This window comes from Intrasporangium sp. (assembly GCF_040414665.1).
In the GTDB taxonomy this organism is placed as follows: domain Bacteria; phylum Actinomycetota; class Actinomycetes; order Actinomycetales; family Dermatophilaceae; genus Intrasporangium.
The window spans coordinates 49,165-71,170 of sequence record NZ_JBEDUL010000170.1 but is presented as its reverse complement, the minus strand read 5'-3'; the positions used below and the strand labels follow the sequence as shown (position 1 = coordinate 71,170).

Sequence of the window (22,006 nt, the reverse complement as noted above, 5' to 3'; positions counted from 1 at the left end):
CTGCCCTGGCTGGCCGTGGCAGCGGGGCCCGGCACCCACGCATCCCGCCGTGGCGACGGCCCATCTCCCGAACGCCGGGCGAGGTCCAGTTCGGTGTGAGCGCCGGCGGGCCGATCGTCACCGGCGTGAGCGAGGTCGAGGCACGCGTGCTCGGCCGGCTCGACGGCACGCTGCCGTTGGACACCTCATATCGTTTCGCCGGCGAGGCAGGTATCCCCGCTCGCCGCTGGCGGGCCCTGCTCGATCTCGTCGAGCACATCGGGGTTCTCGAGCGGTTCTCGCCTGAGCAGCCCTGCCGGACAGTACTGCTCGAGGGCCGAGGAGCGTTGCCCGAGCAGCTCTGTCACGTGCTGCGACGCGGCGGGACCGACGCGCTCGTCCGCGCGACAGCCGGGTCAGGCGGCAGGCCGGAAGTCGAGCCGCCGATGGATCCGCCACTCGTCGTCGTCCTTGGCGCCTTGGCACTCGACCCACGGTCTGGCGACCCGTGGCTCCGGAGCGGCATCCCGCACCTGCCGGTGGTCGTCGAGGGGCAACGTGCGACGGTCGGGCCCTTGGTGGAACCGACGCTCGAGGGCCCGTGCCTGTGGTGTCTCGACCTGCACCGCACCGACCGTGACGCGTCCTGGCCCGTCGTCCTGGCGCAGGTCTGCGGCTCACCCAGCGACGTGGTGCACCGTGACATCGTCCCGGAGACCGATCCCTCCCTCGTCCAGCTGGTCGCCGGCTGCGTCGACCTGTTCGCGCGCCGCCTGCCCGGCTCGCTTCCGGTGGGGGTGGCGGTCGAGCTGAGTCTCCCCTGGCCCCGGATGGACCACCGCAGGTGGACGAGACACCCCCGCTGCCCACGCAACCACGCCCCCCGCACCGCCGAGGTCCCGTGACTTCTCTGCCCCGACCTCCGCGGTGCGATGCCAGAACGGCGAGGCAGATCGCTAGAGTCAGGGTGACCTTCCTGGGGGGTGAGAGCCGTGACCGACCTGCCGCGCAAAGCAGTGGTGCGTTCGGCCAAGCTCGCCACGGTGCCCCTCGGCTTCGCGGGCCGGACCGCGCTCGGACTCGGCAAGCGCATCGGCGGCCGGCCCGCCGAGCTGGTCGCAGCCGAGCTCCAGGCGCGCACCGCCGAGCAGCTCTTCCAGGTCCTGGGCGAGCTCAAGGGCGGAGCGATGAAGTTCGGCCAGGCCCTGTCGATCTTCGAGGCCGCTCTCCCGGAGGAGATGGCCGGGCCCTATCGCGCGATGCTCACCAAGCTGCAGGACAGCGCGCCGCCGATGCCGACAAGCTCGGTCCACGCCGTGCTGCGGGCGGATCTGGGAACCCAGTGGCGCAGCAATTTTCGCTCGTTCGGGGACCACCCGGTCGCGTCCGCCTCGATCGGGCAGGTGCACCGGGGTGTCTGGGCGGACGGGCGCGAGGTGGCCGTCAAGATCCAGTACCCGGGGGCGGGCGCTGCGCTGATGAGTGACCTTCGGCAGCTGTCCCGGATGGCCAAGATGACCGCTGGATGGATCCCGGGCATGGACCTCGGTCCGATCCTCGAAGAGCTGCGCGACCGGATGGCCGAGGAGCTGGACTACCGTCTCGAGGCCGACAACCAGGCCGCGTTCGCGGCAGCCTTCGCCGACGACGCGGACTTCTGCATCCCCAAGCTGGTGCGCGGCACCCAGCACGTCATCGTCTCGGAGTGGGTCGACGGGCGCCCGCTCAGCGAGATCATCCGCGAGGGCACCCAGGCCGAGCGGGACGAGGCTGCCCAGCTGTATCTCGAGTTCCTGCTCGCCGGCCCCGCGGAGTCGGGACTGCTGCACGCCGACCCCCATCCCGGCAACTTCCGCATCACGCCGGACGGCCGCCTCGGCGTCGTGGACTTCGGGGCGGTCAACCGTCTGCCCGACGGGATGCCGCCAGAGCTCGGGCGGCTGCTCACCGCCGGTCTGGAGGGCGGGTCCGACGCAGTCCTCGCCGGCCTCCGAGAGGCGGGCTTTGTCAAGCCGTCGATCGAGATGGACGCCGAACGGCTGCTGACGTACCTGGAGCCGTTCATCGCTCCCCTGCGCAGCGACGAGTTCACCTTCACCCGGGCCTGGCTGCGAGGCGTCTTCGCGCACATCAACGACCCGCGGCAGCCGAACTACGTGCTTGCCTACAAGCTCAACCTGCCACCGGAGTACCTGCTCATCCATCGCGTGTGGAGCGGTGGCATCGGTGTGCTGAGCCAGCTCGGCGGGACGGTTCGAGGGAGGGAGACGGTCGATGCGTTCCTTCCGGGAGCGAACCTTCCGCCCGTCGGCGACCTTCCCCGCCCTGCGCGGGCGGACGACTCAGACGCCTGACCTGCCGTAAGCCGCTGGGCCGGCTCCCCTCGGAGCCCGCGACCCAGCGTTGCCCGCTCGGGCGACTACCACCACTCGGGATCGAGTTTGCTCTCGATGGAGCGGATGTTGTCGCGGCTGCACCGCTCGCACGTCCACGTCGTGCGACCGTGCTCGACGCCACGACTCCAGGTGAGCCGGGCGGCTGCCTGGTCATCGGGGGCGGGTGTCGTGCCACACGACGTGCAGGTGAGGAGCGGAGTGAGTTCCGCGGTATCGGTCTTGGTTGCCATGGTCGGGGCCTCCCTATATCTCCCCCGTTCTTCGAGTATCCGCCCTCGCGCTGACATGCGTGGGACGTTTGCCACAGGCGTGTCGACTGCGCGAGTCCGCTTGGGGGCGGCCTGCTGACCAGCCGTCAGGCCCATGCGGGCCCCTACCCGCGGTCTCCGCGTTCACTCAGCTGCGGTTGGGGCGCCGGTTCCCCCGACCGGAACGGATGGCCACGGGCCGGCCCGGAAAACGCGGAACCGCGGGTGACGTTCGCGTCACCCGCGGCTCGCTCACTTGCGTTGAGTTGTTCTGGACTTCGTGCTCGTGTGCTGCCGGGCATCGTGGTCCCGGACGGTCGACGCCTCACCGCTGGTGATTGCGTCGACTCGCGCGGATCTCGAGCGCGATCAGCCGGGCGCTGCGGCGGATGCCACTGCGGTCCTGGCGCTGAACGCGGTCGCGAATCCGGTCGCGAGCGAGGAGCTCCAAGTTCTCCATGACGACCTCCTGGTCAGGTGTTGTTGACTGCTGGTGATGGTTCGGGTGTGCGGTGAGCAGGTCTCGTTCCGGCCGTGAGGCCGTGGCGCGGCGAGGGCATGGTCGCGTTCAGGCCGCAACCGGGTGCTTGCGCGGACGTCCGCGGGGTCGCTTCCGGGCCACCACGGCCCCCTGGACGAGCAGCTGCCCGCCCCAGACGCCCCACGGCTCCTGCCGCTCGAGCGCGCCGGCGAGGCACTGCAACCGCGCCGGGCACAGCCCACACAAGGTCTTGGCGAACTCGACGTCCTCCGGCCGCTCGGCGAACCAGAGCTCGGCGTCGTAGTCCCGGCAGGGAATGGTCTCGCCGACCTCCTGCGCCTCGGTGCCCAGGTCGAGCAGTTCGCTCAGCTGCATCGTTCTCACCTCCGTCTCCAGCGCGCCAGTGGTGTGGCGCGCCTGCTCACTCGTGTCCGTTCTCGATCGAAGCCCGGCACCGCAGGTGCGGGTCTCGGTCGTGCTGCTCTGAATCCGGGGAGTCATGGTTGGTCCCGTATCTGTCTGGCACCTCGTGGGTGCTGTCTCGGTGGAGGGTGGGGTTGAGCGGCATTCGGTTGTGCGGGAGAAACACGAAGGCCGCGGACCCGGTGATGTCGGGTTCGCGGCCTGGAGGTGAGGCTTCGGTCTAACTCAGACCGGAGGCCTCCCAGAGCGGAAGCGAGCGACATCGGATGTCTGGTCGAAGGCGATGAGGTCCACGCCGGCGCCGAACGGGACGGATCCCTTGACACCACGGTCGGCGATGCGACGGACACCAGCCGGGGAGACGATGGACACACCTGTCCCCTGGAGCCCGAGCCGGATGTCAGCAAGGAGAATGCTGGCCGAGCGCGGACGCGCCGAAGCGACGCAGGACACTGCGTTCATCGTCATGGTGATGTTCCTCATCAGGCCAACCTCCTCACTATGCTCGCGAACCCCAGCCGGCCACCTGAGCCACTGGGCTTGACGGGTAAAGATTACGCGGGGGCCTGTGACGCGACAACTCATTTATCGATGATTTCGCGACATCTTCCTCGCGCAGGGTCACGAATCGGTGGATTCGCCTGTGCTGGAACGGGTTTCGAGCAGCTCTTGCGGATCGGCGCCGCGGAGGACGGCGATGATGTCGGCGCCGTACAGGGCGAGCTTGCGGGCACCGACCCCGCTGATCGTCGCCAGCGCCGCCTCGTCGGACGGCTCACGCTCGGCGATCGCAGTCAGCGTCGCGTCGGTGAAGACGACGAAGGCCGGGACCGCAGCGGCCCTCGCGACGCCGAGCCGCCACTGGCGAAGGCGGTCGAAGAGCGCCTCGTCATAGCTCGGCGGGCAGTCAGCACACCGACCCGTCTTGCGCTGGGCAGCGGTCGTCAGCTCGGCGCCACAGCCGCGGCAGGTCAGCACCCGTGCGACGGTGGAGGCAGCACGACGGTGCCCTGTGGGCGCCGACGCCGTTCGCGCCCCGCTACCGAGGATGGCCTCTGCCGGCCCGAGAAAGCGCGACACGCGCCGCGTCGGCCGTCCACCCGAGGTGCGTGTGGCGGACCATGACAGGAACAGCTGTCGCCGTGCCCGGGTGACGCCGACGTAGAGCAGCCGCCGCTCCTCCTCGAGGGCTTCAACTCCATCGGCGAGCGAGATCGGGATGAGGCCGTCGGAGGCGCCGACAAGGAAGACGGTGTCCCACTCGAGGCCCTTCGCGGCATGCAGGCTCGCCAAGGTGACGCCTTGGACCGTTGGCGCATGCTGCTCAGCGGCCCGGCGGTCGAGCTCGGCGACGAGTTCCGGCAGCCTGGCCTCGGGGACCGATGCCTCGAGGTCGTCGGCAAGCGAGGCGAGCGCCGTGAGCGACTCCCACCGCTCTCGGGTGGCTCCGCTGGTTGACGGCGGATCGGGTGACCACCCGGCCCCACCGATGACATCCCGGGTGATGTGACCGAGCGGCTTGCTGCCGTCATCACTTCGCGCCGCGCCCCGAAGGAGCAGGATCGCGTCCCGGACCTCCTTGCGGGCGAAGAAGCGTTCCCCTCCGCGCACGAGATAGGAGACACCGAGGACCGCCAGGGCTGACTCGAACGCCTCCGACTGCCCGTTGGTGCGGAAGAGGATGGCGATCTCCGCAGCCGCGTGGCCGCCGTCGATGAGCTCCCTGATCCGGTCGGCCACCGCAGCGGCTTCCTCCTGGTCGTCCCTGTGCGAGGTGAGCAGGGGCGACGGTCCAGACGGAGCCTGCGCGGTCAGCCGCAGGGCTCCGCTGCGGGCGGCGGGACCGGAGGAGATCAGCGTGTTGGCCAGCTCGATGATCTGCGGAGACGACCGGTAGTTGCGCACGAGCCGGACGGTCCGGGCCCCGGGGAACCGCGACGCGAAGGCAAGAAGGTGGCGCGGTGAGGCACCGGTGAACGAGTAGATCGTCTGCGCTGGGTCACCGACGACAGTGACGTCGTTGCGCTCGCCCAGCCACAGGTCGAGCAGGCGCTGCTGGAGGGCGTTGACATCCTGGTATTCGTCAACGACGAACTGGCGGTACTGGCCCTGCACGGCGCGGACGATGTCCTCCCGCTCCTCGAGAATGCCGACCGTGAGCAGCAGGACATCCTCGAAGTCGATGACTGCTCTGGCCTGCTTGACGTCCTCGTAGCACGCCAGCAGGCGCGCCATCGCCGTCACGTCGAGGCCGGGGGGCTCGCGACGCTCTGCCCGGGCCGCTGCGGCGTAGGACTCCGGCGTCAGCAGACTCACCTTGGCCCACTCGATCTCGGCGGCAAGGTCGCGGATCGCCGTCCTGTCGAACTGCAGGCGCAGGCGACTCGCTGCCTCGGCCACGGCAGGAGCCTTGACACTCATCACCTCCGGCGCCGCACCGCCCACCGCTTGGGGCCAGAAGTAGTGGAGCTGTCTCAGTGCGGCTGCGTGGAACGTCCGAGCCTGGACTCCGTGGACTCCGAGGGTCCGAAGTCGCGTCCGCATCTCGCCGGCAGCGCGCGCCGTGAAGGTCACCGCGAGGATGCGCTGTGGCTGCTGGAGGCCGGCGTGGACGGCGTAGGCGATCCGGTGCGTGATGGCCCGGGTCTTGCCCGTGCCGGCCCCGGCCAGGACGCACAACGGCCCCGGGGGGGCCAGCGCGACCTCCCGCTGCTCTGGGTCGAGCTGCTCGAGAATGTCGTCCGGGTGCGGTGCGGCGGGCAGGGCGATCTCCTGTGACGCTGGAGTCGGATGACTAGCGGAATTTTCAACGGTCTACCCCGGTTTCCCGAGGTAGAAGGCCTTGGCGCCATCCTTGCACCCAAACCCGACATGACCCGGAAGACCCGGACCTACCGACGACGGAGACCTGATGCCAGCCCCCACGCCGCTCCAGCCCGCCCCTGGAACGATCACGATGTTCACGACGAACTGGTGCGGATACTGCGTCCGGCTCAAGGGCCAGCTCGACCGTGAGGGTGTGCCCTACACCGAGGTCAACCTCGAGACGTCTCCCGAGCACGTGGGCTTCGTGGAGGAGGTCAACGGCGGCAACCGGACCGTGCCGACCGTGGTCTTCCCCGACGGCACTTCGGCCACCAACCCCTCGCTGGCGGAGGTCAAGGCGAGACTCAGCGCCTGACGTCGCCCAGCCCGTTCAGTCCTGGCCGGACCCGACCGACTCGATGGTCTGCCCCAGCCAGTGCTCGATGATGCGCTTGGCGATGGAGAGCCCGAAGGGCCGACGGATGGTCCCGGTTCGCAATGCGTCCCGGTACTCGTCGCGGGTCACCCACCGAGCCTCGGTCAGCTCGTGCGGATCGAGCGCGATGCTCGTGCCGAGCGCTCGGGCGGTGAACCCGATCATCACCGATGACGGGAATGGCCACGGCTGGTTGCCGAGGTAGCGAACGTCGGTGACCTCGATGCCGACCTCCTCGTCGACCTCACGAGCCACCGCAGCCTCGAGCGACTCGCCCGGCTCGACGAAGCCCGCGAGCACCGAGAACCGGTCGTCCGGCCACTGCGGTCCACGTCCCAGGAGGAGCCGCTCGTCCGCATCGACGACCGCCATGATGACCGCTGGATCGGTGCGCGGATAGTGCTCACTGTGGTCCGCGGGACAGACGCGCAGCCACCCGCCCTGAGCCGTCGCGGTCGGCGTGCCGCACCGGGGGCAGTGCGTGTGGGTCCCATGCCAGTTCGCAAGGGACAGCACCGTCGTGAACAGGCCGGCATCCCGGTCCCCGAGCGCCGCCCCCGCCTGCCGGAGGGTCGCCCAACCCTCTTCGTGCGACGAGCGCGCACGACCACGGTCGGTGCCGTCACGTCCCTCGTCAGGCAGGGCCACGCCGAGGTAGGCCGTCCCCTCCCCGTCCCGACCGGCGAACAGGACCAGCCGCCCGACGTCCTCCTGCGTCGGCGCTCGCAGCTGGAGTCGGAGCTCGCCGTGCGCTCGGCGTTCGGGGGATCGCGCTTCCGGCTCGACCGGGACCCGGTCCCCGCGCAGCTCCAGCACCCGGGTCGCCGGGTCGGCCAGGAGCCTCGGGACCAGGCCGTCATCGCGACGCTCGATCCCCGAGCGATCGAGCACCGCCCGGGACAGGGCGAGGTCGGGCAAGATGTCTGCGCTTCGGACCACGTCGTCACCCTACGGCCGTCAGCCCGGCAGTCGTCCAAGCCCACCTGTCCCTGCCCCCAGCCTCCAACGATCAGGCGGGCGCTCACCTTACGGTGGGAGCGTGACCCGAAGCCCCACGTTCCTCGCGGCCCTCGCGAGCGCCGCCGTACCCGGCCTCGACCCGGTGTCGGTGGAGGGCGTGCGCACGAGGTCAGGTGGCGCCTTCGACCTGGCGTTCGTGACCGATCAACAGGACCGTCGCTGGGTCATCAAGGCTCCCCGGACGCAGGCCTCGGGCGCCGAGCTCGAGGCCGTGGTGGCGTTGGGTCCACTGCTGGGCCGCAGGCTCGACCTGGCCATGCCCATGGTCCGTGGGCAGGTGGCCGTCGAAGAGGGTCGAGCCATCATCTACCTCCGGCTCCCGGGTCGTCCTGTGGACTTCGCGGCACTACCGCCCGGCGACCTCGCCTCCGCAATCGGCCGAGCCTTGGCGCACATCCACAACCTCGACCTGACGCTGTTCGAGGAGGCTGGTCGGCCCGTCTACGACGCCGATGCGCACCGGCGCAGACAGCTGTCCGAGCTGGACCGCGGGGCGGCCACGGGACACGTGCCGACGAACCTGCTCACCCGATGGGAGCAGCGACTCGAGGACATCTCGCTGTGGCGTTTCGCGCCGACTGCCGTGCACGGGTCCTTCATCGGGGAACACCTGCTGGTGTCGTTCCAGGACGAGGACCGGGCGGATGTCGGGGAGGTGCGCGGCCTCCTCGGCTGGGAGCAGTCGAGGATCGGGGACCCGGCCGACGACTTCTCCGATCTGGTGGGGTTGGCGACGCCGGAGTCACTCGACCTGGTCCTCTCGGCCTACGCCCAGTCGCGCGTCGAGCGCCCCGACGGCAATCTCCTGGCGCGGGCGCGCCTGGCGGCCGAGATGGCGCCGATGCGGGTCCTACTGCACGCTCTCGCGTCGGCCGCGCGTGATCTGGTCGAGGAGGCAGCAGCCCGCCTTCGGGCGTTGGACGAGAAGGTCGCGGTCGAGGACGAGCGCAGGGCGGTCGAGGCGGACGAGGAGAACCCGGGACGCCGTGAAGCGGTCTTGACCCCCTCCACCACGGAGCTGCATCCGGAGCCGGACTGGGACGCCACCCAGCCGCACCAGCCCTTCCCCGACCCGTCGGTCACGCAAGCCATCGATGCGGATCCCGTGGCGAGTCCGGCGAGTCCTCCCAACGAACCAGACGCCGGCGAGGGAGGATCTGCCGTGCAGCATTCCCGTGCAGCCGACGCGGAGCCGAACGACGGGCGAGCGGGCTGAGCGATCCGTCCGGGGCCACCGGCATCAGTCCGGAATGGTGGACAGCATCGCGACGAGGATCCGCTCGTCCGGCACGGCCGGCCGCACCGTCACTCCTTCGGAGGCGTAGAAGAAGGCTGCGTCCACGCGGCTGGGGTCGACGCCGCGTAGGCGCGCGAAGGCAAGTGCGTACGTCCCGAGCTGGACCGCCCGCACCTCGGCCTCCCGGCCCACAGGCGGCGCACCGGTCTTCCAGTCGACCACGGTCCACCCGCCGTCATCGCGCGGGAAGACCGCGTCGATCCGGCCCCGAACCGCGATTCCGTCGATGACCGTCTCGATCGACAGCTCGATCTCCTCCGGGATCCGCTCGGCCCACTCGCTCGCGAGGAAGTTGGACCGCATACGGTCAAGGTCATGGTCGACCCTGGCCCCCTCGTCGGCGCTCCCGGGCAGGTCGTTCAGGTCGACGATGGCCGCACGAGAGAAGTGCTCCTCGACCCAGGCATGAAAGGCGGTTCCCTGCCGAGCGGAGACGGCAGGAGGCTCAGGCATCGGCCGGCGCAGCCCGAGCCCGAACGCCTCCGGATCAAGAGCGAGCGCGACGACGGCGGACGCGGAAAGGTGCCTCGGCACGTCCACGGCCGGCTCCTCTCGCACGCCCTTCAGAGCATCTTCGGCCAGCAGGAGACGCAGGTCGGCAAGCCGTGGGTCCCCAACCGGGTCGGCCGCGGGACCCGAGGCGACGACGTCACGCAGCCGCTGCGGCACGCTGCCGAGCGCCGCCCGTCGATGACCGAGCGGATCGTGCGGCCACGTCGCACGGATCGGCTCCGCGAGGAACGGGTTCTGTGGAGCTGCCCACGTGCCGTTCCTCTCGACAGGTGGCGGGGCGGCGCACCAGCCCGCCGTGGAGACGGCCCCCGGGAACGCCTCCCGGATCTCGAGAAGGAAGCGGGACGGTACGGAGAGGGTCTTCTTCCCCGGCCCCCAGAGGTGCGTCGACAGGAGCAGGTCGGTGCGCGCCCGGGTCACGGCCACATACGCCAGGCGACGTTCCTCGGCGATGGAGTGCCGGCCGCCGTCCTCGGCGAACTCCTCGATCGCGGCTCCGAGCGCCTTGCGGTCCGGGCTCGCCGACCAGTTCAGCTGTGGCAGCCCGTCCCGGTCACCTCGCAGGTCGTACGGCAGCGAATCGAGCCCGACGAGCCAGCCCTTGTCCTTCGGGGTTCCCGAGCACACGTACTCGACCGCCTGGCCAGCGCCGTCCGAGCCGCTCGGCTCCGCCGGGACGACGGAGGTGGCCGCGTGGTCAGGGAAGGCGCCCTCGACGAGAGCCGGGATGGCGACCACGTCCCACTCCAGGCCCTTGGCGGCGTGGACCGTGAGCACGTGGACCGCGTCGGTGTCGGACTCGACCTGCCCCGCGTCGAGGCCCCGCTCTTGGCTCCGAGCGGCCTCGAGCCAGCTGAGGAAGCCGGGCAGGGTGGGCCTGTCGGAGCTGCCCATGTATCGGACGGCGACGTCGGCGAAGGCGTCGAGATGGACCCTCGCGGTCGACGCGGTGTGCTCGGCGCGCGACAGCACCTCGATGTCCAGGCCGATCGCCGTCTCCGCCTCGTGGAGGAGGTCCACGAGCGGCAGGCCGGTGAGGCGACGGAGACGACGCACGACGGCAGCCAGGCCGTGCAGCCGGGCGAGCGCCTCGTCGCTGAGGTGGACCCCGCCTCGCCCGGCCCAGCCGGCAGGCGGCAGCTCGTCGAGAGCCTCGACGAGAGTCGCCGCATCGGCACTGTCGACGGCGAGGTCCGAGTCCCGGCGACCAGCTCCGCCCTCAACGGACGAGGAGTCCACAGCCTCCACCGAAGGCTGTACGGCTCCGGCTGGGTCGGCATCGTCAGTGGCGGTGCCGATGGGCAGCTCGTCCTGGGTCAGGTCGGGATGGCCGACGCGCCACGGTCGCGAGTGCAGCTCCTTGGCCCAGGCCCACAAGGCGTCGAGGTCAGCGGCACCCAGCCGCGCGACGGGCCCGGTCAGCAGCCGCATCAGCTGGTCACCTCGGGTCGGGTCCTGCACGACCCACAGCAGTGCGACGAGATCGCTGACTTCCGCCGTGGCGAGCAGACCGCCGAGACCGACCACTTCGACCGGGAGCCCCGCATCCCGGAGCGCCTCCATGATGACCGGGAACGAGGAGCGTCGTCGGCAGAGGACGGCGGCGCTCCGTCCCGTCCGGCGGCCACTTGGCGACCGCCAGCGGGAGGCGATCCAGGCAGCCACCTGAGCCGCCTCCTCCTCAGCCGTCTCGCCTCGCACGATCGTGATCGCTCCGGGTCCCACTCCAGGACGCGACCGGAGCGGCTGGACGTGGGCCGTGGCCAGTGGCGCAGCAGTGACATTCGCCGCCGCCAGGAGCAGCTCGTCGTTGCGCCAGCTCGTCGAGAGCGGCAGGACGTCCGCCGGGCCATCGGCCCCGGCGAACTCCGCCGGAAAGCGCAACAGGGTCGTCGCGCTGGCCCCACGCCAGCCGTAGATTGACTGGTTGGGGTCGCCGACGGCCGTGAGCGCCACCGAATCGTCGTGGAACAGTGACCGCAGCAGCGTCAGCTGTGCCTCCGACGTGTCCTGGAACTCGTCAAGCAGGACTGCCTTGAAGCGCTCACGCTCGACCTGGCCCACACGCGGCACCGACCCGGCAACGCGAGCAGCGAGGGCCACCTGGTCTGCGAAGTCCAGCGCCTCGCGCTCGCGCTTCAGCCGCACGAAGGCCTCGACGATCGGCAGGACAGCACGTCGCTCGCGCAACACCCCCAACGCCTCCTTCGCCGGTGCCAGGCTGCCCTTGCCCTCACCGTCCGGAAGCGTCTCCAGCGCCGTGATGACGGCGTCGAGGTGGTCCATCACCTCCGTCGGCGTACGGACGTGCTCGGCCATCTCGCCGGCGAGGGACATCACCGCCTCGATGACCGTCGACTCCGCCTTGGACACCACGTCCATCGGCCCGTCCCACCGCGAGACGGCCTCAGCGGCCAGCTGCCAGGCGCCCGCCTCGGTGAGGACGCGGAACTCCGGCTCGATCCCGAGCCGCAGGGCGTGCTCGCGGACGAGCCGGCCGGCGTAGGAGTGGTACGTGGAGACGCTTGGCGTGCCACCGAGCACCTCTGCCCCGCTGCCGTCGTCCGCAGGCGGCGTCCACAGCCCGGCACGCTCCAGACCGCGCAGCCGAATGCCGATGCGCTGGGACAGCTCCGCAGCCGCCTTGCGCGTGAAGGTCAACCCCAGGACCTGGTCGGGGGCGACCAGTCCGTTGGCGACGAGCCAGACGACCCGAGCGGCCATTGTCTCGGTCTTGCCGGAGCCGGCGCCTGCGACGACGAGCAGGGGACGGGGCCCTGCCTCGATGACGGCGGCCTGCTCGGCCGTCGGAGCCGGCAGCTCCAGCGCCCGGGCGATGTCGAGGGCGGAGTAGCGCACGCTCTCGACGACCTCCGTCATCCGCTCCGTCGTCGCGGTCACAAAGCATCTCCTTCCGGCTGGACGGGACAGGACGAGATGACCGGGCAGGTGCGGCAACTGCCCTGCGACGCAACGAAGGTCGAACCCCCCATGCCCTCGGCGGTCACCTCCACGAGCGTGCGGGCCCAGTCCGGCTCGGCAGACTCCGCGAGGGCGCCCTGGGTGAGCACCGAGGGGCGCAGCCCGGACAGGCCACCCTTGCCGATGTAGACGAGCGCGGCCCCAGCACTGTCGCTGCCCAGCGAGGGGAAACCATCGGCCTCGACGGCGGCCTGGTAGGCGCCGAGCTGCCCGTGCCGCTCGAGCTCGGCCCTCGTCGGCTTGCTCGTGCCCGTCTTGAGGTCGACGATGCGCAGGCGCCCCCCGCGGTCGCGCTCGATGCGGTCGACGCGTCCCGCGAGCACCGCCCGCCCGATGCGGACCCGGAACTCGGTCTCCACGCCGACGTGCTCCCACTCGGCGGCAACCGACTCGCGGTAGGCGACGTACCGGGCCACCATGTCATGGGCTTGGCGTCGGGTCCGGTCGGTGACCCAGCCTGATGGCAACCCGAGCCGACCCCACCGGGAGTCGACCTCCTCGTCGAGGACCTCGAGCGGGGCATCCGGGAGCTCGGCGACGATGTCGTGGACGAACGTCCCCACCGACGCAGCGCCGAGCGCGACACCGTCACCACCGACGGACGTGAGAAACCAGCGCAGCGCGCACTCGGAGAAGTACGTCACCTTGGAGGGGGAGACATGGACCGGATCGTCCGGGCGACGCACCGGACGCTCCGTCGTGACGTCGCGCAGCGCCCACCAGCTGCGCGGGTCGGCCCCGCGAACTCCCGCCTGCGCCGCGACCGCGAGCAGCGCCAGCGCCGGCTCGGCCACGCCCGGATCAGGGCTGAGGACCTCGCGACGCAGCTCTCCCACCAGCCCAGCGAGGGACATCGTCCGTGCGACGTCGGTGTGCGGCCTGACTTCGTCCGACATCCGGCCTCGCGCAGGGGGATCGACGAGGTCGAGGTAGACCGACGGTTGCTCATCCTCGTTGCCCACGGCCGTCACGAGCAGGCGTTCCGTGGCACGGGTCACGGCGACGTGGAACAGCCGGGTCTCGTCGTACCGCACCGCCGCCTGCGCGGCGCGGAAGCCCAGGGGGCGCCGGCTGACGACGCCAACGAGATCCTCGGAGCCGAGGATCGAGCCACGCAGGCGCAGGTCGGGCCAGACGGCCTCCTGCACGCCGGCGACCACGACGAGGCGCCACTCGCGGCCGGCCGCGGTCTGCGGTGTGACCAGGGTGACCTGCGGCCCGGCCTGGCCGCCGACGAGCAGCGTGTCACCGGGCACGTCCTGGCCGACGAGATGCTCGACGAACGTGTCTGGTCCCGCAGTGGGGAGCCGGTCGACGAAGGACCCGGCTGCGTCGAACAGGGCGAGGACGGCATCGAGGTCTCGGTCGGCCCGCAAGCCCGACGGGCCGCCGGCGAGCGCCTGCCTGCGCCAGGTGTCCGCCACGCCCGCACCCTGCCAGATCGCCCAGAGGACCGACTCGGAGGTGACCCCCGGGGCCCAGCGCCCGTCCGAACCGACGTGCGCGGCCGCGACCCCGGCGGCAAGCGCCGCCGCTATCCGGGCCGCCGGTCGCCCCGTCCCCCCGATCCGGCCGGCCCACGACGCGTCGCGGACGAGCTCGGACAGCAGCTCGTCGCTTGACCGGCCGCCACCACCAGCGAGTTCCTCCTGCCGGAGCAGCCGCCGCAGCCGCCGTAGCCCAACCGCATCGGATCCCCCGATCGGCGAGAGGAGGAGGTCGGACACCCGCACCGGATCCACGACGTGCCCGGGATCGCGAGCGACCGCCACGGCTTCCTCGAGCAGGGCGACCAGGGGGCGCACCGCGACCTCGTCCCGGACCGGCGTCTCAGCGGTGGCAGCCGTCACTGGCACACCGGCCTGCGCAAGCGTGCGACGGAGCGTCGCCGCGCGACCGCTCCCCCGGACGACCACGGCCATGTCCTGCCATGGCATCCCGTCGACGAGGTGGGCGCGCCGCAGGACCGCCGCGATGTGGCTCGTCTCCTGCGGGACGGAGCGAAGCAGCGCGACGTCGACGTGCCCGGTGGAGCCGAGTGGCGTGAACCTGCGCTGCTCGCCGCCGCCGAGCGCCCCGATCCGACGCGTGACCCGGTCAGCCACCGCGGCGACGGCCTCAGGCAGCCGGTGCCCATGGCGGAGCACGACCGTCTCTCGACGAACCCCCGTGGCCGACGAGCCAAGGTCCTCCCAGCCGCTCGCGATGAATCGCGGATCGGCGCCGCGGAAGGTCTGGACCGCCGAGTCCGGATCTCCGATGAGGACGATCCGTGGGCCACCACGCGCGATGACCCGGAGGAGCCGGGCCGCCGCCGAGGTCATCTCCTGAGCGTCGTCGACGACGATGAAGCGCAGGCCCTCCTGGACGCGCGCGAGCGCCGAGGGGACGTCCTCGAGCACATCGGCAGCCGCGGTGAGCACCCAAGCAGGGTCATAGGAGCCGTGCCTGCTCAGCGAGGTCACCTCGTCGTACTCGCGCAGCACCTGCGCGGCGGCGACCCACTCGGCTCGGTCGTGCTCGCGGCCGAGGCGGTGCAGGTCCTCCGGGGACTGGCCGTGCTCGACGGCCCGCATGAGCAGGTCGCGCAGCTCGTTGCGGAAGCCGCGGGTCGTGAGCGCGTCCCGGACGGAGGCGGGCCACTCGGGGCCGGGAGCGTCTCCAGACGCATGGCCGGCCAGGAGGTCTCGCAGAATCGCGTCCTGCTCGGGGCCGTTGAGCAGCCTCGGTGCCGGATCGCCACGCAGCGCCGCCTCGGCTCTCAGGATCCCGAAGCCGAGGGCCTGCCACGTGCGAGCGAGCGGCAGCGTCGACGTGCCCCCGAGCCGCGCCGTCACCTGCTGTCGCAACACTCCTGCGGCGATCCTCGTGGCGGCCACGACGAGGCACTCGTCTGCACGAGCGCCCGTCGAGACGGCATCGACGACGAGCTCGACGGCGAGCGTCGACTTGCCGGTGCCGGGACCGCCGAGGACACGCAGCACCGTCGCCCTCGAGTCGACGGCACGCTGCTGCGAGTCATCGAGGCACACCTGCCCGACGTGCTGCGCCGGTGCACGTCGGAGGATGACCACGGCAGGATTCCATCACGACCGACCGACAGGGCGTGGACCCCCGAGCGCCCGCCGCGGCGTGTCGCCACCCTGCAGTCGTATGCCGCTGAGCCGGCCACCTGCCCGACGGCACCGTGGGCACGGGGCCGGCTCAGCGGCATACGGCACACGGGTTGGACGTCACTCGGCGACGAGCTCCACCTCGAAGCCCTCGGTGCTCTCGAGGTAGGCGGCGTAGTGGTCCGGGCCGCCCGCGAAGGGGTGCCGGTCGGCGAACATCAGCGCCCACCCGCCCTCGGCGCAGTCGGCGACGACGGCCTCGACGTCGGCTCGGGTACCGGCGTGGAAGGCGAGGTGGTTGAGTCCCGGGCGGACGCGGTCGTGCCGGCCAGGTGCGACGTCGGGGCCTGACTCGATGACGAGGTAGAGCGAGCCGAGCTCCCACGCCTGCCCATGGCCCCAGTCGTCACCGAGGCGGTAGCCGAGCCGTCCGAGCAGCCAGCCCCACTCGCGCTTGGCCACGGCGATGTCCGCGACCCAGAGCTCGACGTGGTGGAGTGCGCCTCGTGAGCCGTCGGCCCCGGGTGAGGCCGACGGAATGGACCAGCGGGCCCTCGCCAGGTCCACGCGCCCCCCGTCGACGAGGCCCCGGATCATGGGCGTGCCCTCGGCGCGCCAGTGTTCGATGGCGATGGCGTCATGTCCCCGGGGTGGGCGGCCGTCCGCGCGGATGACGCGCCACCAGGGCACGTCGGACCCGTACCGGCTCATGACCGTGCCGACGTTGCGGGCGCCACCCTCGCCGAGCGCCCGGGCGATGTCGCCGTAGGCGACGACACGCCCGGGAGGGATCTGCGCGACGACCTCGAGGACCCGCTGCGCGTACTCCTCCATCAGTACTCCGGCTGGCTGGGGTCGATCTCCCGCAGGTAGGCGATGACACCGCCGGCGACGTTGGCCACGTCGGTGTAACCGGCGCGTAGCGCCAGCCGGGTCGCCTCGGCCGAGCGTCCACCGACCTTGCAATGGATCAGCACCCGACGGTCGCGCGGCAGGTCGTCCCACGCCGTGCCGCTGCGGAAGCGGTCGAGATGGATGGGCACCGCGCCCGGTATGGAGGCGATGGCCCGTTCCTCCGGGCCGCGGACGTCGACGAGCAGCGGCGGCTCGCTCGCGGCGAGCTCGTCGGCCAGCTGTCGGACGGAGACCTCCGGCACGGCTCCTTCGTCGGCGGTGGGCGCGCCGGGCACTCCACAGAACTGGACGTAGTCGATCAGCTCCGTGACCGACGGGTTCTCCCCGCAGACGGGGCAGGACGGGTCCGCCCGAACCGTCAGCGTGTCCCAGGTCTGGCGCAGGGCGTCGTGGACGAGGAGACGGCCGGTCAGCGGCTCGCCGATCCCGAGCAGCAGCTTGATGGCCTCGGTCGACTGGACGGATCCAATTGCGGCACAGAGGACTCCGAAGACACCGCCTTCTGCGCAGCTCGGGACGGTTCCTGGGGGCGGCGGCTCCGGGAAGACGCACCGGTAGCACGGACCATGCCCCTTCCACCACACGGACACCTGGCCGTCGAAGCGCAGGATCGAGCCCCAGACGTGCGGCTTGCCCAACAGGACACACGCGTCGTTGACGAGGTAGCGCGTCGGGAAGTTGTCGGTGCCGTCGACGACGACGTCGTAGTCGCGGATGACGTCGAGGGCGTTGCTCGAGTCGAGCGCCACGTCGTGGCGGATGACCTCGACGTGGGGGTTGACGCGATGGACCGCGGACTCGGCGGACTCGGTCTTGCGCCGGCCGAGATCGGCGTCCGAGTGGATCACCTGGCGGTGCAGGTTGGTCAGCTCGACGACGTCCGCGTCGACGACGCCGATGGTCCCGACGCCGGCCGCGGCGAGGTAGAGCAGCGCGGGTGAGCCGAGGCCACCGGCGCCGACGACGAGGACCTTGGCGGCGGCGAGTCGCTCCTGGCCCTCACGGCCCACGCCCGGGATGAGGACGTGCCTGGCGTAGCGGGTGACCTCGACGCCCGACAGCGGTCGACCCGTCTTGACCAGTGGTTCGAACGGCATGCCCTCACGGTACTGGTCGGTATGGTGAGAACGACATCGTCGTCCGACGGTCGCCGGCCGGCGCCAGCCGACGACGCGGAGTACACGATGCCCGAGTTGAAGCAAGAGGTTCCATGCCCGACAACACGCCGACTGCGCAGCCCCCGATGCCCTCCCCCGGGCAGCCCGTGATGCAGCGCGGACAGCGACTGCCCCGCTCCGAGCGCCGAGCTCAGCTGCTCGACGCCGCCCTCGGCGTCTTCGTGGAGAACGGGTACCACCAAGCGGCGATGGACGACATCGCCGCTCGCGCGGGTGTGTCGAAGCCGGTTCTGTACCAGCACTTCCCGGGCAAGCTCGAGCTCTACCTCGCCCTCGTCGACCAGCACTCGACCGAGCTGGAGAAGCTCGTCCGCGATGCGCTCGCCCTCAAGGACAACAAGGCGCGGATCAACACGATGGTCAACGCCTACTTCGACTTCGTCGCCCAGGAGGGCGCGGCCTTCCGCCTCATCTTCGAGTCGGATCTCGCCAACGAGCCGGAGGTCCGAAAGCGACTCGACCAGGTCGACCTGACCTGCGCCGAGGCCATGGCGGACATCATCCGGGCCGAGACGTCGATGGACCATGACGAGGCCGTCCTCGTCGGCGTCGGCCTCGTCGGGCTGGCCCAGACCTCGGCGCGCCACTGGCTCGACCACGTCGACACCATCACCAAGGAGACCGCCATTCGGATCACGAGCGGGCTCATCCGGAGGGGTTTCGGCGCCTTCCCGGCGGTCGGCAAGGGCGGCAAGGCGGGACGGGAATCGGTCGGATCGACGGCTGGTTAAGGTGGTCGAGAGGGCCGATGCGTTCGGCCCCACTGACGACGAGAAAGAGGTTTGACCGTGGAGGTCCGCATCGGCGTGCAGCACGTGGCACGCGAGATCACCTTCGAGACGACGCTGACCGCCGACGAGGTCGTCGCGGCGGTCAAGGCTGCGCGCTCGGCCGAGATGCTCGAGCTGACCGACGACAAGGGTGGGCGCATCGTGGTGCCGAGCGCCTCGATCGGCTATGTGACGACCGGAGCGGAGCGCAAGACCGGGGTTGGCTTCGGCGTCCACTGAGCGTGCGTTCTGGAACGTGTCTGATTCCATGACGTGCTGTTGGCGCCCGTCCGATACGTGACCGCAACCGAAATGATCCCTAATTGTTCTCCGTCATTGGGGAATGCCCTCGGCGTGGTTCATGCCCCGAGCGTGGGTACATGGTTGGGTGGAAGCGGGCCGGGACGGCCGGTCCGCCAACGCCCATGGTGGGCTGTGTTAGGAGGAGCTGCATGCTTGGGGCAATCATCGGAGCCATTGTCGCTGGCTTGATCATCGGTGCCCTGGGACGACTCATTCTCCCGGGCAAACAGAACATCTCGATCCTCATGACCATCGTCATCGGCATCATCGCATCGCTCGCCGCCACGTTCATTCTCGGTTCGATCTTCGGATACGAGAACGCCAACGGTGGAGTGCGTTGGTGGTACTGGATCGTCGGTGCCATCCTTGCCGCGCTCGGCATCGTGCTCTACGGCCGGATGTCCAAGCGTCCCGTGTGACTGCGAGGCCCTCGCCTGGACTGAGGGTCACTGACGAGAGCGGAGGACCCGGCCTTGTTGGCCGGGTCCTCCGCTCTCTGGCGGGTGCCTTCCGGCGCGAGCGATCGGGCTGACGACATCGCCTCGGGGTCATTCACGCGGCCAGGCCAAGGCGCTCCATCCGCTTGGTGTGCTGGTCAGTGAGCCGGACGAACATCCGGCCGAGCTCGGCAAGGTCCGCCCCGCCGCTTCCCGGCGCGCCGACGAGGAGACCGGCGAGCGCGTCCCGCTCGACGCCCACCCGCTGGGCCTGCGTGATCGCTTCACCGACGAGGCGGCGTCCCCAGAGTGCGAGCCGTCCGGCAACCCTGCTGTCCTCCTTGATGGCCTGACGGACCGCCGAGACCGCGAAGTCCGCCTGGCCCTGGTCCTCGAGCACGGCAAGGACCAGCGCCTTGGTGGCCTCGTCGACGTAGTTGGCGATCTCCCGGTAGAAGTCCTGGGCGATCCCGTCGCCCACATAGGCCTTGACCAGGCCTTCGAGCCAGTCGTTCGCGGCGGTGCGGCTGTGGAAGGCATCGACCGCCTCGACGAAGGGCTGCATCGCTTCCTGCGGATCGGCACCGAGGGCGGTGAGTCGCTCCCTCAGCAACCTGAAGCTGCGCAGCTCGTGAGCCGCGAGGAGCGCGATGGCGGACTTGTGGCCCAGCGTCGGGGCGAGCTCGGAGTCCCTGGCCAGCTGGGAGAACGCCCGCAGCTCGCCGTAGGCCAGCGCGCCCAACAGGTCCACCACGGCCGCCCGGTACGCGGGGTCGCTCAGGTCGCGCTCTCGTTGCGGCCGCAGTCCCCGGCCCTCCGCGTCACTCATGGCGCCAATCTAGTGAATGGCTGGTGCGGGGAGGACCGGATGTCCTCGGGAAGTGGACGGTCGCCCACGCGCGTACCGGTAGACTGACCCGGACCATGCGGTGCCCGGTCGGCCCGATGACCATCTCAGACCATCTCAGTTCACCTGACTGACTCCCCGATCGGCCCGGAGTACGACTCCTGCACTGAGCTCCCGCTTTCGCGTGTGGTGCTCGTGCCGATCGAAAGACAGTGATGACCCAGTCCAGCGACACCGCGCACGCGCCTGCCCACGAGCTCACATTCGGGGACTTCGACGTCCATGCCGACATCATCTCGGCCCTCGCCGACGGCGGGATCACCCATCCGTTCCCGATCCAGGCAATGACCCTGCCCGTGGCCCTCGGCGGCCACGACATCATCGGCCAGGCCAAGACCGGGACCGGGAAGACCCTCGGCTTCGGCGTCCCGATGCTGAACAGCATCGTCGCGCCGCACGACGAGGGATATGGAGCGCTGACCCGCCCCGGGAAGCCCCAGGCGCTCGTCGTCGTCCCGACGCGCGAGCTCGCCGTCCAGGTGGCCGGCGACCTCGAGCGCGCCGGGAAGAACCGTGGCATCCGCGTTCTCACCGTGTATGGCGGGCGCGCCTACGAGCCGCAGGTCGAGGCTCTCCAGCGTGGTGTGGAGGTCGTCGTCGGCACCCCAGGGCGGCTCATCGACCTGTCGAAGCAGGGCCGCCTCGACCTGTCCCAGGCCAAGGTTGTCGTCCTCGACGAGGCCGACGAGATGCTCGACCTCGGCTTCCTCCCGGACGTCGAGACGCTCATGGCGCTCACGCCGCCGTTCCGCCAGACCATGCTCTTCTCCGCGACGATGCCCGGAGCGATCGTGGCGCTCGCCCGCCGCTACATGTCCCAACCGACCCATATTCGCGCCATGGGTGACGGGACCGAGAACGCCCACACGGTCAAGGCCGTCGAGCAGTTCGTCTACCGGGCTCACGCTCTCGACAAGGTGGAGATGCTGGCGCGCATCCTCCAGTCCAAGGACCGCGGACTGACGATCATCTTCAGCCGGACGAAGCGGACTGCGGCAAAGGTCGCCGAGGAACTGGCCGACCGAGGTTTCGCGGCTGCCGCCATCCATGGCGATCTGGGCCAGGGCGCACGCGAGCAGGCGCTACGGGCCTTCCGCAAGGGCAAGGTGGACATCCTCGTGGCCACCGACGTTGCCGCACGGGGCATCGACGTCGAGAACGTCACGCATGTCATCAACTTCCAGTGTCCGGAGGACGAGAAGACCTACCTGCACCGCATCGGCCGGACGGCCCGAGCGGGCAACACCGGTGTCGCGATCACGTTCGTCGACTGGGACGACCTGCATCGCTGGGCGCTGATCAACAAGGCGCTCGACCTCGGCATCCCCGACCCGCAGGAGACCTACTCCAGCTCCGAGCACCTCTTCGCCGACCTCGACATCCCGGCCGGCGCGAAGGGCTTCCTGCGCAAGTCGGAGCAGACCCGCGCGGGACTCGACGCCGAGGAGATCGAGGACCTCGGCGAGACGGGCGGGCGCCGGGGCAAGGGCCGGTCCACGGACCGGGGACCCCGTCGGCAACCGGGGACGGGGCGCCGGGAGGCGTCGGGCGACGCCAGGACCGAAGGGGAGAGCCGTCCGAGACGTGCTCGCAACAGGCGCCGCACGCGGGGAGGCGGAGCCGCCGTGGCTGGCGCCGGCGCGGCGAGCGACGCAGCCGACTCGAACGGCACCGCAGCCCCGGGCCCGGAGTCCGCGGCCGGTGAGCCCTCGTCCCGGCCCCGTCAGCGCCGTCGCCGGCGTGGCTCGTCACAGGGCGAGTCCGCGCCGGCAGCGACCAGCGCCGACTGACCCGCAACACACC

The 22,006-nt window shown here is 70.7% G+C and carries 19 protein-coding genes; 8 read left to right on the top strand and 11 right to left on the bottom strand.

What is annotated here, in order from left to right:
• Positions 1-125: 125 nt before the first annotated feature.
• Both ABF401_RS18870 and ABF401_RS18865 read left to right on the top strand, forming a co-directional pair.
• Positions 126-884, top strand: coding sequence for a hypothetical protein (locus ABF401_RS18870; protein WP_353511125.1), 759 nt, complete (start codon positions 126-128; stop codon positions 882-884).
• 87 nt (positions 885-971) lie between these two features.
• Complete coding sequence (locus tag ABF401_RS18865) at positions 972-2,333, top strand: ABC1 kinase family protein (RefSeq protein WP_353511124.1); 1,362 nt, start codon at positions 972-974, stop codon at positions 2,331-2,333.
• 65 nt (positions 2,334-2,398) lie between these two features.
• Here ABF401_RS18865 and ABF401_RS18860 read toward each other — a convergent pair whose 3' ends face one another.
• The 5 genes from ABF401_RS18860 to ABF401_RS18840 all read right to left on the bottom strand — a co-directional run bounded on the left by ABF401_RS18860 (position 2,399) and on the right by ABF401_RS18840 (position 6,290).
• Positions 2,399-2,605, bottom strand: a complete 207-nt coding sequence (locus ABF401_RS18860; RefSeq protein ID WP_353511123.1) for a hypothetical protein — start codon at positions 2,603-2,605, stop codon at positions 2,399-2,401.
• Between the two features lie 343 nt (positions 2,606-2,948).
• Complete coding sequence (locus ABF401_RS18855) at positions 2,949-3,083, bottom strand: hypothetical protein (RefSeq protein WP_353511122.1); 135 nt, start codon at positions 3,081-3,083, stop codon at positions 2,949-2,951.
• A gap of 108 nt (positions 3,084-3,191) precedes the next feature.
• Entirely contained in the window at positions 3,192-3,479 is a 288-nt protein-coding gene (locus tag ABF401_RS18850) for a WhiB family transcriptional regulator (RefSeq protein WP_331925426.1), read from the bottom strand.
• 273 nt (positions 3,480-3,752) lie between these two features.
• Positions 3,753-4,010 (bottom strand): hypothetical protein, encoded by a 258-nt coding sequence (locus ABF401_RS18845; protein WP_353511121.1) that lies wholly within the window; start codon positions 4,008-4,010, stop codon positions 3,753-3,755.
• Positions 4,011-4,148: 138 nt separating this feature from the next.
• Positions 4,149-6,290: an ATP-dependent DNA helicase UvrD2 gene (locus tag ABF401_RS18840; protein ID WP_353511196.1), complete on the bottom strand. Its 2,142-nt coding sequence runs from the start codon at positions 6,288-6,290 to the stop codon at positions 4,149-4,151.
• A gap of 148 nt (positions 6,291-6,438) precedes the next feature.
• On the opposite strand from ABF401_RS18840, the gene ABF401_RS18835 reads away from it, so the two are divergent.
• Positions 6,439-6,708: a mycoredoxin gene (locus tag ABF401_RS18835; protein ID WP_353511120.1), complete on the top strand. Its 270-nt coding sequence runs from the start codon at positions 6,439-6,441 to the stop codon at positions 6,706-6,708.
• Between the two features lie 15 nt (positions 6,709-6,723).
• Here ABF401_RS18835 and nudC read toward each other — a convergent pair whose 3' ends face one another.
• The gene (gene nudC / locus ABF401_RS18830) at positions 6,724-7,707 is read right to left on the bottom strand and encodes an NAD(+) diphosphatase (RefSeq protein WP_353511119.1); all 984 of its coding nucleotides are present in this window, start codon (positions 7,705-7,707) and stop codon (positions 6,724-6,726) included.
• 100 nt (positions 7,708-7,807) lie between these two features.
• Here nudC and ABF401_RS18825 point away from each other — a divergent pair, with 100 nt between their 5' ends.
• A complete protein-coding gene (locus tag ABF401_RS18825; RefSeq protein WP_353511118.1) occupies positions 7,808-9,004 on the top strand; it encodes a phosphotransferase in 1,197 nt (398 codons plus the stop codon).
• Between the two features lie 24 nt (positions 9,005-9,028).
• Here the strand turns inward: ABF401_RS18825 and ABF401_RS18820 are convergent, their stop codons facing one another.
• From ABF401_RS18820 to moeB, 4 genes are all read right to left on the bottom strand, one after another.
• On the bottom strand, positions 9,029-12,478 hold the full coding sequence (locus ABF401_RS18820) for an ATP-dependent helicase (protein ID WP_502908295.1): 3,450 nt from the start codon (positions 12,476-12,478) through the stop codon (positions 9,029-9,031).
• A gap of 17 nt (positions 12,479-12,495) precedes the next feature.
• The gene (locus tag ABF401_RS18815; RefSeq protein ID WP_353511116.1) at positions 12,496-15,654 is read right to left on the bottom strand and encodes an ATP-dependent helicase; all 3,159 of its coding nucleotides are present in this window, start codon (positions 15,652-15,654) and stop codon (positions 12,496-12,498) included.
• 159 nt (positions 15,655-15,813) lie between these two features.
• The gene (locus tag ABF401_RS18810; RefSeq protein WP_353511115.1) at positions 15,814-16,527 is read right to left on the bottom strand and encodes an MGMT family protein; all 714 of its coding nucleotides are present in this window, start codon (positions 16,525-16,527) and stop codon (positions 15,814-15,816) included.
• Entirely contained in the window at positions 16,527-17,705 is a 1,179-nt protein-coding gene (moeB, locus tag ABF401_RS18805) for a molybdopterin-synthase adenylyltransferase MoeB (protein WP_353511114.1), read from the bottom strand. The genes ABF401_RS18810 and moeB overlap by 1 nt, the downstream gene beginning before the upstream one ends.
• A gap of 113 nt (positions 17,706-17,818) precedes the next feature.
• Here moeB and ABF401_RS18800 point away from each other — a divergent pair, with 113 nt between their 5' ends.
• The 3 genes from ABF401_RS18800 to ABF401_RS18790 all read left to right on the top strand — a co-directional run bounded on the left by ABF401_RS18800 (position 17,819) and on the right by ABF401_RS18790 (position 19,278).
• Positions 17,819-18,517: a TetR/AcrR family transcriptional regulator gene (locus tag ABF401_RS18800; protein WP_353511113.1), complete on the top strand. Its 699-nt coding sequence runs from the start codon at positions 17,819-17,821 to the stop codon at positions 18,515-18,517.
• 57 nt (positions 18,518-18,574) lie between these two features.
• The gene (locus tag ABF401_RS18795) at positions 18,575-18,796 is read left to right on the top strand and encodes a DUF3107 domain-containing protein (protein ID WP_353511112.1); all 222 of its coding nucleotides are present in this window, start codon (positions 18,575-18,577) and stop codon (positions 18,794-18,796) included.
• Positions 18,797-19,008: 212 nt separating this feature from the next.
• Positions 19,009-19,278 (top strand): GlsB/YeaQ/YmgE family stress response membrane protein, encoded by a 270-nt coding sequence (locus tag ABF401_RS18790; protein WP_353511111.1) that lies wholly within the window; start codon positions 19,009-19,011, stop codon positions 19,276-19,278.
• A gap of 133 nt (positions 19,279-19,411) precedes the next feature.
• Here the strand turns inward: ABF401_RS18790 and ABF401_RS18785 are convergent, their stop codons facing one another.
• Positions 19,412-20,125, bottom strand: a complete 714-nt coding sequence (locus tag ABF401_RS18785; RefSeq protein WP_353511110.1) for a ferritin-like fold-containing protein — start codon at positions 20,123-20,125, stop codon at positions 19,412-19,414.
• Between the two features lie 233 nt (positions 20,126-20,358).
• Between ABF401_RS18785 and ABF401_RS18780 the strand changes: the two genes are divergently transcribed.
• Positions 20,359-21,993, top strand: coding sequence for a DEAD/DEAH box helicase (locus ABF401_RS18780; RefSeq protein ID WP_353511109.1), 1,635 nt, complete (start codon positions 20,359-20,361; stop codon positions 21,991-21,993).
• Positions 21,994-22,006: the final 13 nt, after the last annotated feature.